Source organism: Gaetbulibacter saemankumensis DSM 17032 (genome assembly GCF_000425645.1).
Lineage (GTDB): Bacteria > Bacteroidota > Bacteroidia > Flavobacteriales > Flavobacteriaceae > Gaetbulibacter > Gaetbulibacter saemankumensis.
The window spans coordinates 634,995-648,280 of sequence record NZ_KE384430.1 but is presented as its reverse complement, the minus strand read 5'-3'; the positions used below and the strand labels follow the sequence as shown (position 1 = coordinate 648,280).

Here is a 13,286-nt window from a genome sequence, read left to right as displayed (position 1 = left end):
AATTTATAACATGCTTAAAAGCACATATAGGCTGCAAAAATAAAATTAATGCCTCTATTTCACGAATATTTTTTATTTACTTTACAAAAATTATGGCTTTCTTGAATTTATTCGACTTTTCTTTAAAAATTAATGGCTTTCCAATAGATGAAGCCAAAACCTATTTAAAAAAAATTCAAGCAGAAAATGAGGCAGACTTTACAAAACATCTGGAAGCAAGAAAAAAAGCCATTTTAAATTATCATCTAAAACATAATGGGTTTTACCAGGCCTTCACAAAAAACGCAAATACAGACGACTGGAATAGTTTACCCGTAATAACCAAAAAGGACTTACAACAACCTTTAAGCAATCGTCTGTCAAAAGGTTTTTCAATTCGAAATGTGCATATCCATAAAACGTCAGGATCATCAGGTAATCCCTTTATTTTTGCAAAAGATAAATTTTGCCATGCGCTCACATGGTCTGTGGCACAAGAAAAATATAGTTGGCACAACATCAATATGCCCACTTCCAAAGAAGCCAGGTTTTATGGCATTCCTTTAAGTAAATTAGCTTATTATAAAACTCGGCTTAAGGATACCTTAGCCAACCGTTTTCGTTTTTCAGTGTTTGATTTAAGCAATGCCGAATTCGAAAAGAACCTCAAAATATTTAAAACAACTCCTTTTGAATATATTAACGGCTATACCAATTCCATTGTTCAATTCGCCAAGTTTCTTCATAAGCAAGACATTATATTAAAAGACATTTGTCCTACACTTAAACTGTGCATTGTTACTTCTGAAATGCTTTTTGAAGAAGATAGGGCGCTTTTAGAGTCACAGTTTAATATTCCCGTAATCAATGAATATGGTGCCGCAGAATTAGGAATAATTGCCCTTGAAACACCTCAAAAACAATGGCTAATAAACAATGAAGATTTATTTGTTGAAATATTAGACAATAACAACCATATTCTACCCTACGGCCAGCAAGGGCGGGTCGTTATCACTTCACTATTTAATAAAGCGCATCCGTTTATCCGTTATGATTTAGGCGATATTGCTTCCTTATCGAAATCCAGCACCTTAATAAAGCCCATTCTAAAAAATTTAACAGGACGAACTAATGATCTTGTAAAACTTCCCAGCGGAAAAACTGCTGCGGGGCTAACCTTTTACTATGTTACTAAAACCATTATTGAAGATTCTGGAAATGTAAAAGAATTTGTTATTGAGCAAACCCAAAAAGACACATTTAAAATTAGTTACGTCAGTAACAAAACACTTTCTAAAGATAATGTAAACAACATTAAAGGGGCCATAGATAAATATTTGGAACCAAATTTGAATATTGTATTCGAAAGAAAAGACAAATTACAACGTGAAAAGAGTGGGAAACTAAAACAGTTCAAATCTTTACTTTAATTCCTATACTTCCTAAATCCATTATACATCCAAAACAACATGTAATACATGGACTTAAACACATTCAATTGTTCCACTTGTCTGTAAAATTCCCATTGGTATGTGATAAGATTTGTTTTATTACGGGACAGTGAATTCTCTCGAATCCTGTAGATTGCTTTAGGCTCTTGTATACCAAAGGCAAAAGGAATATCCTTTAAATACTGCAACCAAAGCCCCATATCCTGCCGCTTTCTAATTAGAGGCATGTATTTTTTCCCCAAAACTTCAATATCTAAAAAGGCAGTCAAACAACTTATAGAATTTGTTTTTAGTATATCGGTATAGGTCACTTTTTGGGGAACAATAAAATCGGGATAAGTAAACTCTAATGATTCATTTGAACGTTTATATGAAGAAAACACGAAAGAAGTATCTTCCTTTTTAATACTGTTTATACTATTTTCTAAAAAATCTTCAAACCATATGTCATCGGCATCTAAGAAGGTTAAATATTTCCCCTTAGCAGCATCAATTCCCATATTTCGAGCAACCGCTGGTCCTGAATTACAATCTAATTGAAATAGCTTTATGCGATGGTCGCATTTTACCTGTGCTTTAATGAGTTCTACAGTACTATCGGTAGAAGCATCATCTACGATGATTAATTCCCAGTGATCGTAAGATTGATTCTGCACAGACTGAATCGTCTCTCCAATAAATTTAGAAGAGTTAAAAGTCGGCGTAATTATAGATACCAGACCTGTCATTAATAAGCCTTTTCGTCTCCTTTAATTATATTTATAATAGTTTGTATAATAATTTGTATATCTAAAAGGATAGACCAATTTTCAATATAAAAATTATCATATTTTACACGATTTTTTATATCAAAATCATTCTTTATTTCTCCTCTAAACCCCTTAACTTGTGCTAACCCAGTAATCCCTGGTTTTACAAGATGTCTATGTATAAAATTATATTTATCTATTTTTTTTGAATACTCATCGGTATAAGAAAGCATATGTGGTCTTGGCCCTACTACTGACATCTCTCCTAATAAAACATTAAAAAACTGTGGCAACTCGTCTAAACTCGTCTTCCTTAAAAACTTTCCTATTTTAGTAACTCTATTATCATCCCTTTTTACATAATTACCTTCAATCTCCTTTGTCATTGTCAATGATCGAAACTTATAACAATAGAACTCTTTATAGTTAATTCCTGTTCTTTTATGCTTATAAAACAAAGGACCTTTTGATTCCAATTTTATTAAGACAAATAAAATTATTGAAATCCAAGAAAAAATAAAACACAAAACAAATAACGAAAATAAGATATCAAAACCTCTTTTTAAAGCTATATTAAAATCATCACTTAAAGCACCTTCCCGAATTGAAAGAACTGGCAAATAAAAATAATAATCGGCCTTTAATCTACTTGATAACAAACTACCCGACTTAGGAACAAATTTCAAATTGCACTTATTAATACTCGCAAATTTAACGTAATCATTTATCTGATTTTCAGATAATTCATCTATAGCACAATAAATTTCATCAATAGAATTCTTATGTTTTAAATATTGGAAACTATCACTAAGAGTCCCCGACAAATTTTCGGAATATAAATCACTATAATGCCCAACTAAATGATATCCAAGGGTCTTGTTTCCTAATATGTTTTTTAATTCTTCAACATTATTTCCAGAACCTATAATAAGAACATTTCTTATGTTCCCTCCTAAATACAATCTAAAATATTTTAAGAGGTAATAACTTAAAAGCTTAATTAAACCTATCAATAAAAAAACACATAAAAGGTATTTTAAAACCAAAAAGGCTTGAGTACTTATGCTTCTAAATATTCCTAAAAAAGCGTAAACAACAATAGAATAAACAAAAAATTGCTTTACTAAAACTAATAATATTTTCGTTAAAGAAGTATGTCTATAAATTCTATAAAACTTTAAGATAAATGATATTAAAACCCAGAATAGAGTAGAATATAAAAAATAAAGAAACTGTTTATTATTAAATAATTTAGTAGAAAAAAAATATAATGCCTCTTCATCTAAATTTAAAAAATGGAAAGCGAGAATATTGATAACTAAAAGGTCATATCCTATCAACAAAGGTCTTAAAACCCAAGAATACCTCCCGCGCCTAAATTCCATTCCTAAATTTATTTTCTTATATGATTACTAAAATCTTTATGCGCACTTTTAAATAAGGCGTCTTGCGGCAAGGTTTTAAAATAATCGAATGTTATTTTCATCCCTTCCGAGCGTCCCATCTTAGGCTCCCAATGTAATATTTTTTTAGCTAAACTAATATCCGGTTGCCGCTGTAATGGATCATCCTCCGGCAAAGGCTTATAAATAATTTTTTGCTCGGTTCCCGTAAGCTTGATAATTTCCTCAGCAAAATCCTTAATCGAAATTTCATGCGGATTTCCAATATTAACGGGATAGGCATAGTCACTAAACAATAAACGAAAAATACCCTCCACCTGATCATCTACAAAACAAAAAGAGCGTGTTTGCGAACCATCACCAAAAATGGTTAAATCTTCACCTCGTAACGCCTGTCCCATAAAGGCAGGTATAACACGTCCATCGTTTAATCGCATCCGTGGCCCATAAGTATTAAAAATTCTCACGATACGGGTTTCCAAGCCATGAAACCGATGATAGGCCATAGTAATGGATTCCTGGAATCGTTTCGCTTCATCATACACACCACGTGGACCAATGGTATTAACATTTCCGTAATAGTCTTCACGCTGCGGATGCACTAAGGGATCTCCATAAACCTCGGAAGTCGAAGCAATAAGTATACGTGCCTTCTTTGCTTTGGCTAAACCCAACAGATTATGCGTACCCAAAGAACCAACCTTTAAAGTCTGTATAGGAATTTTTAAATAATCTATAGGACTCGCTGGCGAGGCAAAATGCAAAATATAATCTAAATCCCCCTCAACTGAAACGAATTCGGTGACATCGTGTTCTATAAACTCAAAATTAGGATGAGATTCTAAATGGGTAAGATTGTTCTTATCCCCGGTAATAAAATTATCCATCCCAATAACATGGAAGCCTTCCTTAATAAAACGATCGCATAAGTGAGACCCTAAAAATCCAGCTGCTCCAGTAATTAAAACACGTTTCACCTTATCTTATTTTGTCATCTAAAATTCTGAACAAATTTAATGGAATCTATTTAATATAAACCGTTATTCCTTCAGAATATTATATTCTTAAAAATAAAGGCTTTAAATTAAACTCAGCCAGAACACGATGTCATTGACTACGTTAAATCTTCGATTTCCGACCAAAGGAGGCATCTTAAACTTATAAAAAACTGTCATTCCGAACGCTGTGAGGAATCTTAATAATATGGAAACCCTTACCTTTAGGATCGTAACACAAAAACAATTAATATTTTAAACGAAAGACAAATCGAAACGTAACGCCCTCGTAAGCATAAATCGGTAAAACACCGAGATTCAGGAACACAGTGACGCGGTGTTTTACAGAGAGATTTTCAGCCCAAGCCGAAAAATACCTATCGAGGGTGGGTCTTTTTCTTTGGTTCGTTTCTTTTAGACAAGTAACTGCGAAGCACATCATGAGCTCCTTAATCTATTATAACATGTGCGAATAAAAGAAATGAACATCAAATAAAATAATTTTTAACCTCTTATTCCCTTCCCAATAGAATAACAAACAAACCCAATCTCCTCAAGTTTTTGCGTATCTAAAATACCACGACCATCAAAAACAAAAGCTGGCTTCAACATGTTATCATAAATGCGTTGCCAGTCATAAGTTTTAAACTCATCCCACTCCGTCAACACAGCAATCGCATGAGCATCTTTACAAGCTTCGTAAGGATCGCTTTTGACTTTCAACAAGTTTCTATTCGCTTCTTCCGACCTCGTATTTAAATAATCTAAATCGGCGTACATGCGCTCTTCGGTAACCTTTGGATCGTATACTTCAATTAGGGCTTGTTCATTCAATAAATTATCTGCTACTTGTATAGCCGCAGATTCACGCGTATCATTCGTGTCTTTTTTAAACGCCCAACCTAAAAAGGCAATTTTTTTACCTGAAACCGTATTATAAAGGGTACTAACAATGTTATTCGAAAAACGATTCTTTTGATAATCGTTCATGATGATGACCTGATCCCAATAATCGGCCACTTCATTTAATCCATACGTTTTAGCAATATAAACGAGGTTTAGGATATCCTTTTGAAAACAAGAGCCTCCGAATCCAACAGACGATTTTAAGAACTTAGAACCTATCCTGGAGTCCATCCCAATAGCTTTTGCGACTTCATTGACATCAGCACCCGTTTTTTCACAAAGGGCCGACATGGAGTTTATGGATGATACGCGCTGCGCTAAAAAGGCATTCGCCGTTAATTTAGACAACTCAGACGACCACACATTCGTGGTTAAAATGCGTTCTTCAGGCACCCAATTGGCATATATATCGACTAAAGCCTGAATAGCTTCCTGCCCTTTAGGCGTAGTATCTCCTCCTATTAAAACACGATCAGGAACTAATAAATCGTCTACAGCCGTTCCTTCAGCTAAAAACTCTGGGTTGGATAAGATTTGAAATTCCACCCCATTTCCGGTATGATCTAAAATATTTTTAATAGCAGAAGCCGTACGAACCGGCAACGTTGATTTTTCAACAACAATTTTATTGGTTTTAGATACAGTCGCGATTTGACGTGCGCATAATTCAATATACTTTAAATCAGCCGCCATCCCCTTGCCTTTACCATAGGTTTTTGTTGGGGTGTTTACTGATATGAAAATCATATCGGCGTCTTCAATGGCCTGATCCACATCCGTTGAGAAAAACAAATTTCGTCCTCGAGCTTCTTCAACAACCTTATCTAAGCGCGGCTCGAAAACCGGTAATTTATCTAAATCCTTATCATTCCAGGCGGCGATTCTTGATGCGTTAACATCTACAACCGTTACTGTTATATGGGGGCATTTTTGTGCTATTACGGCCATAGTGGGCCCTCCTACATAGCCTGCGCCAATACAGCAAATGGATTTAATTTTCATTTGCTTTATTATTTAAAATATTTTTACTCCTTTCTTTTATATTATTCATTCGACGCTTAAATCTTATTTTTCTCCTTATATTAGAAATATTATAATTAAATCGATAAAAAAGAAAACCTAATAACACAACAACACCTACTAGTACAGCTACCAACCAAATATTATAAGAAGTACTTCCCAATAATATAAAAAAGTAAATAAAAATTAAATTAAACCCTCCTATGATAAAACTCGCTTTACGATGAGATATTTTAAAATAATCAATTAAAATATGATGCGTATGATTTCTATCTGGCGAAAACGGACTCTTTTTATTAGCCAACCTAACAGTAAAAACTCTAGCGGTATCAAATAATGGTACTATCAATATACTAATAGCAATTAATGGAATATTCTCAATTAAAAAAGGGAGGTTATTATATTTCTCCGGAGATAGAGCTAAAAATTTAAGCGTTAATACACTTATAACAAAACCAACAATTAACGAGCCGGTATCTCCCATAAAAATTTTATCTCCAAGAGAAGATAAATTGTACCTTAAAAATGCAATCAGACAACCATTTAATGTTAAACTTAATAATGCAAAAAAATACTCCTTTGTCATATAAAAAATCGCAGTATAAATTATGAGTATTATAATGCCTACTATTGCGGCCAATCCATCTATACCATCAATAAGATTATAGGCATTTATAATAGTTATCATCATAAATACGCCTATACCATAAAAAACATAAATAGGTATATTATAAATACCAAAAAATCCATTCAGAGAATTTATTGTGAAACTTTCGTTACTTATAATAAACGAAACAGCTACAATTTGAGCTATCAATTTTGTATAAGGAGAAAGCACTACCAAATCATCTTTAAGTCCTATAACAAACAAGATGGTTAATCCAGGTATCAAGAAAAAAGCTTCCTCATGATCACACCAATTTCTTAGAAAGAACAATGCCAAAATTAAAACATAAAAAAAAGAAACCCCTCCTAATGTCGGTGTCCTTCTTACATGAGAACTCCGGCTGTTCGGGTTATCCATTAAGTTTTTATATTCTACTAATCCGATGATTTTCGGTATGGTTATAAAAGTAACTATATAAGCACAGATAAAAAATATGATTGCATAATATATTATCACGGGTAAAAAATTTAATCTCAAATGTACCAAATTTAATTGGTAGTCCTACTACTCTTCTCTGTTATGATACAACACTCTTCATTCTTTCTATAATTATTCCCTTAAAAACTGAAGCATTTTGTCCGCAAGTGCTTTTCGATCAAAATCTTTCAACAGATTATTAAAATTTTCATTATATTTCTGTGGATTTTCAAACATTTTATACATCTTATTCAAAAAATCTTTCTCATTTTCAGGTTCGAAAACTTCTCCCACACCATAATCTTCGATAATCCTTTTAGATTCTCCCTCAACCCCCAACAGAATAGGCTTGTGCATCGCTACATTTTCAAATATTTTCGATGGAATTACAGATTTAAACGTGTCTGACTTTTTTAAATTTACTAGACTAACATCCATAATAGAAATATATTCTTTTACTTCTTCTTTAGGAACCAAATCTAACATCGTAACATTATTTAGGCCTAATTGCTCTTTTAGATCCAATAACTCTTGCTTTTTTGCTCCAGACCCAATAAACAAAAAATGGATATTATCATCTTTTACGTGTTTTGCAGATCTAAGAATAAAGTCCAAGGCATGTGCCATACCATGGGTTCCTATGTATCCAATTACGAATTTATTTTTGAGTCCAAATTGCCCCAACAAGCTTTGATTTTTTGATTGAGGAACAAACAAATCCATATTTGCCCCATTTTTTACTACAGCAATCTTTCGAGGGCTTATACCATGTTTTACAATTAATTCTTCTTTAAAAGCGTCAGTTACAACTACAATTTTGGACGCTCTCTTGTACATTCTCTTTTCCAAAATTTCAAAAAACCTAATGAAAATATTTGTTTCCATCGCCCCAACAGCTTTGATTGATTCAGGCCATAAATCCCTTACTTCCATGACCCATGGTCTTCTTTTCCAAAAGGATAGCCACCTTCCAGAAATAGCGGTGAAAAATTGAGGAGAAGTCGCTATAATAATATCCGCTTTAACAAATAACCCCGCCAAAAAAGAACTTAGCATAAAACTCAAGTAATCCAATATTCTTTTTACAAACCCTTTATTTTCTGCAATGTAAGTCCAAACCCTTATAACCTCAATACCATCAATTATTTCTTTTTGATATAGTTTATTTTTATACCCCTTAAATACCTCCCCTTGGGGGAAATTTGGCACTCCCGTAATAACTGTTACGCAAAAACCTTGTCTCACCCACTCTATACAATGCTCAAAGGTTCGAGTTGCTGGAGCATTAACCTCTGGAGGAAAATTATCAGTTATAAATAATATTTTCATCTTTTTAAATTCTATGTTCTTTTACAGCTCGGATTTGCCTTGCAAGCAACTAGCTGTCATTCTTGGTAAAAACACCTTGGTTGATATCATGAATTATCATTGCTCATTTCACAGACTAATTTCAGTCTTTAACTTTTTTACAAAATTAACCTGTAGCTTCTTCGCCTTTTCCTTTTTATTAAACCCTTGAGCATAATTGTAATCTAAAATTTCAATACTATGGATTTCACCTAAAAACCGAATTGAAATATTCCTGTCTTTTAATCTAACCACTTTGTTTTCTTCTTTTTCAATAGCAACATCCGGATGAAAATGAAAAAATGCACTTGTTATATACTTTGGCTTATTAGAAAGAACATCTTCAATTATAATCTTATTCTCTTCAGTCATAAATGTCCTTCTATGCAAAACATTTAATTTATTATAACCGTTATGTGTTGCTTGTATCCGACTATCATCTTCAATTAAATCTACTATTTTTGCTCGTTCTGCTACTCGAAACCCACTCCAAATTTCTGACTGTTCAAAGGAACCAACTTTAACGGTATTATGAGAGGCTGTTGAACGTTCTAATTGTCTTAATTCATTCTTTTCATAAGTGGATGTTCCTGTATCAACGACCACTGGCTTATGGTTTACGTACAATTCAAAATTAAATGTATCTGAATGGACATGAGCCGGTAAATATGAAGCGCCTACCTCACCAACATCTATGAATAATTCATAATTCTCTTTTTCTATTTTTCGATATCCTGACTCCTTGAGTTTTCCTTCTTTCCATGATAAACCTAAAAATGTAGCATATTTAAATAGTGCTTCTGTTGAAGGCGCTATGCCAAAGGCACTATCATTTACCATTGGTATATCACCGTTTCTAAATGTTACCTTTTGAAGCCATGACAACATGCTAATTGCCTTTTTCTTTAAAAAAGAAACAAGTTCATAACGTTTCCAAGAATTACTTTCAACTAAATTTAAGCAATCTAAAACTCTATGTAAGATGGTTTGATGATACATAGGTGATAGCTCAAAGTGTGCTCCGTCTAATAGGATTTGCTCATTAAGCTCCTCTATTAAAATTTTTTTAGCAACTTTATAAAACTTTTCATCTTGAAAGTAATAAGCTCCAAATAAAAGCGAGAATCCATTTTCTAAATAGTGATTTCCTAAAAAGTGTAATTCTAAATTATTTAATAGGCGTTGGTAATAATTATATAAAGCGATATTTATAGCATTATCTTGTATATCGTTTTTCGATAAAAATTTGACCCAATTAATACCTCTTAGTGATATGGTATATGATTCTTTTCCTTCTAGAAGGGAATATTGACAATTAATATAATCAGCTATTAGTTCCACCCCATCTTCTTTGTCTATGTCCTTTTGATTTAAAAAATCAAAATAGTTTAAATTAAAAGTCCACAATTTACCGTATTTCGAAAAATTCCAGTCAATGGTTTCATTAAAATTATGCTCGAGATTTAAAAAAATAAACGTCTTATTCCCTAAAAAACTTTTTTGATTAAAAAAAGCATCTTTCCAATGTATCTGAGGTGGATTACCTTGAAAATTTTTAGTGTATTTAAGGTTAAAGAATGTATTTTTAATAAAATAAAATATTCGATAATAAACTTGTCTAAACCTTAGGTATTTTAATGTATTGAAAAGTAATTTCAATTTGTATTGCCTCATTTATTCCGATTTAGGGATTTGATATAGAATTCTAATAATTATTCACAGTTATTTATGTTGCGAAAATAGGGTTTAATCTATTATGCCAAATAAACCTAGATACTATCAAAATAATTTGGCTAGCCTCTTTAATCTTATTTTTTTAATCTTTCTGCCAATTCTAAATAAAATTAGCTCAATTCTCATAAGCAAATTTTAAGCTTCTTTTAAAGGTGCCGTAATAATTTTCAAAGCTAAATTGGTTTCTTATTTTTTCTTTTGCGTTTTCTCCACATTTAGCCAAATAGTCTCTATCATTATAAAGCTCGGCCAACTTATTATATAATAATTCTTTATTTAGATTTTCAATGATAAAACCACAGTCTTCATCTATTAAATCTTTTTCTGTTCCGTCAGCTGATGAACATATAACAGGAACACCATATGCCATGGATTCACAAATTGCTAGACCTCCAAGGCCAGGAAGCACAAAAATATCCGAATTAAAATAATACTTTTCTAATCCATCGGTTATTCTACCATAAAAGATTACCCTATCAGATAGCTTATTATATTTTTCTAACATATTTAAATAATATTCTCCTCCAGAACCAATAATATCTAAATACATATTCGAATAGTTTTGTTCCAATTCTAAAAATGCTTCTATTAATAGTTCTACATTTTTTTCTGGAATTATACTCCCAACAAATAAAATTCTAAAATCCCTTTTTGGCTTTTTAATGTCGCTAACTTTATTAAGCATTTCTCTTGTATCAAGAACATTAACACCTTTGAATATTTTATTTTTGGAAATACCCCGATTTAAAAAATATTTCTCTCCAACACTACTATATGTGAAAATGGAACTAGCATTTCTTTCGAGCATCAATATTAAGCGATCTATTTTTCTTCTAGGATAAGATAATGATTTGTTTTCTAATCTTCCCAAAGACCAAAAAATTATTTTTTTACCAAACAATTTCGCATATAAATAAGTTGAAAGACTATTAATTACTGAAGTAACGCCCTCTATCAAAATAACATCAGGGTTTATCAAAATCAATCTAAAAAATAAAAAAGGGAAAAAAGAGAAATATTTTTTTCCTCCATTCTGTATGTAAGGAAAGCGAAGAGAAAACAACTTGCATGTATGCCTTAAGTAGTGGTTTGCATTCTTTAATTTAGTTCCTTTGACTCCATTCCCATGCAATAATACAGATTGAATATCTTCATCTTTTTCAATCTCATTATAAAAAGGAATTCTATAATGGAAAATCACCTGATAAACAATTGCAAGTTTTACTTTTTTCATATATTTTTAAGAAAATCCAAATATTATTTTAACAAAAGCAGCTCAAAACACCCTTTTAAAAAGTCAAATAAATAGCCTTAATTTTACCTAGCAAATATAGTCAATATAAACCCTAACATAAAAACCTATAATCCTTATTCTTTTCAGATTTAGATGAAATATTTATGATTTACTAAACAGCTTTTTTATGAAAAAAATGTTTTTACATGCAAATGTATCTACAATCAAATATTAATTCTGTTTAAATAATCCATGTATTTAAATACAGCATAAGCGAATAGGCTACATATAAAACTAACAAAGAAGTTTCCTGCAAAAAAAGCAACGCACATTAAGGCTAGAAACACAAGCAATTTAATTTTAGTATACTCAGTAAAGAATAGTCTTTTAATAATTAAAATGTAAACTATAAGTCCAAAAGCTCCAAAAAACAGGAAAAGGTCAACAAATTCAAATTCAACACCAAAATTTTTCAAATTAATTCCTCCAAAAAAATAAATGATATATGTTCCATATTCTTTTAAGTGATTAAGAGTATTAATTAACAATAAATCTCTTGTCGATGTGATAAAAGTTATAAAGCCATGCTTATTATAGATTTCTGGGCCAAAAGAAAATAAACTAACTACTGTTCTTATAATAAAATCATTAAAAAAATAAAACACTAAGAAGCACGTCATTATACAAATGCTATATATATACCTTAGTTGTTTTTTTTTGTGGAGCAAAAAATGTATCGAAACCAATAAGGTAACAAATAACCATACAGCTTTAGTGCCCAAAAAAAAAGATATTGCAACAAAATATAAACATAGTATTCCATTCTTTTTATTTAAAAAGTAATCATAATATGTTGTTATTATTAGCAAAATGTACAAATAGCTTGCTTCTGAGGTTTTTAAAAGAAACCCATTATATCCAAACCTATGTGTATTAGGATATGCTTTAAGTATTTCCCATTGTGAAATAAGACCAAAAACCATAAACAACCCATTAATTATTCCTAAGACTAGAATTGTATTTCTAATTTGTATAATAATCTTAATTCTTATGTCCTCTTCAAAAGATAAGAACGCTACTGCAAAAACAGATAGAAATAAATATTTATTTAAAACATATAATTTATCAAAAATATCGTTTAAATTAAATGGGATATTAACCATGCTAATTGCTGATAGGCCAATCAACATTAATAAATAAGTAATAAGCTTTTTATCTTTTATTCCTTTTTTTAGTATTAAAAAAATTGCTCCAACTTCAATAAATATTTTTGGGAGCATACTGTACCTTTTAAAACCTTCAATATTAAAAACAAGAAAACATTTAGTTATAAAATCGAACAAAAAAATCGATACAATAAGAGCTATAACAATTCTATTTCTTC

At 31.3% G+C, this 13,286-nt stretch carries 10 protein-coding genes; 1 reads left to right on the top strand and 9 read right to left on the bottom strand.

All coding sequences use genetic code 11. The annotated features are described in order from the left end of the window. The first annotated feature begins 92 nt into the window (after positions 1-92). Positions 93-1,409, top strand: coding sequence for a phenylacetate--CoA ligase family protein (locus tag H611_RS0109420; RefSeq protein WP_245574786.1), 1,317 nt, complete (start codon positions 93-95; stop codon positions 1,407-1,409). Here H611_RS0109420 and H611_RS0109415 read toward each other — a convergent pair. From H611_RS0109415 to H611_RS0109375, 9 genes are all read right to left on the bottom strand, one after another. Next, positions 1,406-2,158: a glycosyltransferase family 2 protein gene (locus H611_RS0109415; protein WP_027138129.1), complete on the bottom strand. Its 753-nt coding sequence runs from the start codon at positions 2,156-2,158 to the stop codon at positions 1,406-1,408. The genes H611_RS0109420 and H611_RS0109415 overlap by 4 nt on opposite strands. After that, complete coding sequence (locus H611_RS0109410; protein WP_245574785.1) at positions 2,158-3,519, bottom strand: exopolysaccharide biosynthesis polyprenyl glycosylphosphotransferase; 1,362 nt, start codon at positions 3,517-3,519, stop codon at positions 2,158-2,160. The genes H611_RS0109415 and H611_RS0109410 overlap by 1 nt, the downstream gene beginning before the upstream one ends. Positions 3,520-3,572: 53 nt before the next feature. Further along, complete coding sequence (locus H611_RS0109405; protein ID WP_027138127.1) at positions 3,573-4,559, bottom strand: UDP-glucuronic acid decarboxylase family protein; 987 nt, start codon at positions 4,557-4,559, stop codon at positions 3,573-3,575. 522 nt (positions 4,560-5,081) lie between these two features. Next, positions 5,082-6,485 carry a UDP-glucose 6-dehydrogenase gene (locus H611_RS0109400; RefSeq protein ID WP_027138126.1) on the bottom strand — a complete coding sequence of 468 codons (1,404 nt, stop codon included), beginning with the start codon at positions 6,483-6,485 and terminating at the stop codon, positions 5,082-5,084. After that, entirely contained in the window at positions 6,475-7,527 is a 1,053-nt protein-coding gene (locus H611_RS14200) for an undecaprenyl-phosphate alpha-N-acetylglucosaminyl 1-phosphate transferase (RefSeq protein WP_035483719.1), read from the bottom strand. Before H611_RS14200 ends, H611_RS0109400 begins: the two co-directional genes overlap by 11 nt. Before the next feature lie 192 nt (positions 7,528-7,719). After that, a complete protein-coding gene (locus tag H611_RS0109390; RefSeq protein ID WP_027138125.1) occupies positions 7,720-8,916 on the bottom strand; it encodes a glycosyltransferase family 4 protein in 1,197 nt (398 codons plus the stop codon). A gap of 108 nt (positions 8,917-9,024) precedes the next feature. Then, entirely contained in the window at positions 9,025-10,608 is a 1,584-nt protein-coding gene (locus H611_RS0109385) for an alginate lyase family protein (protein ID WP_027138124.1), read from the bottom strand. 175 nt (positions 10,609-10,783) lie between these two features. Then, positions 10,784-11,902, bottom strand: coding sequence for a glycosyltransferase family 4 protein (locus tag H611_RS0109380; RefSeq protein ID WP_027138123.1), 1,119 nt, complete (start codon positions 11,900-11,902; stop codon positions 10,784-10,786). A gap of 224 nt (positions 11,903-12,126) precedes the next feature. Beyond that, entirely contained in the window at positions 12,127-13,182 is a 1,056-nt protein-coding gene (locus tag H611_RS0109375; protein ID WP_157515075.1) for a hypothetical protein, read from the bottom strand. Positions 13,183-13,286: the final 104 nt, after the last annotated feature.

Bases quoted from the DNA above. Each gene is read 5' to 3' on its own strand.
- H611_RS0109390 (WP_027138125.1), bottom strand. From the start codon at position 8,916: ATGAAAATATTATTTATAACTGATAATTTTCCTCCAGAGGTTAATGCT.
- H611_RS0109375 (WP_157515075.1), bottom strand. From the start codon at position 13,182: ATGCTCCCAAAAATATTTATTGAAGTTGGAGCAATTTTTTTAATACTA.
- H611_RS0109400 (WP_027138126.1), bottom strand. From the start codon at position 6,485: ATGAAAATTAAATCCATTTGCTGTATTGGCGCAGGCTATGTAGGAGGG.
- H611_RS14200 (WP_035483719.1), bottom strand. From the start codon at position 7,527: ATGGATAACCCGAACAGCCGGAGTTCTCATGTAAGAAGGACACCGACA.
- H611_RS0109415 (WP_027138129.1), bottom strand. From the start codon at position 2,158: ATGACAGGTCTGGTATCTATAATTACGCCGACTTTTAACTCTTCTAAA.
- H611_RS0109385 (WP_027138124.1), bottom strand. From the start codon at position 10,608: ATGAGGCAATACAAATTGAAATTACTTTTCAATACATTAAAATACCTA.
- H611_RS0109420 (WP_245574786.1), top strand. From the start codon at position 93: ATGGCTTTCTTGAATTTATTCGACTTTTCTTTAAAAATTAATGGCTTT.
- H611_RS0109380 (WP_027138123.1), bottom strand. From the start codon at position 11,902: ATGAAAAAAGTAAAACTTGCAATTGTTTATCAGGTGATTTTCCATTAT.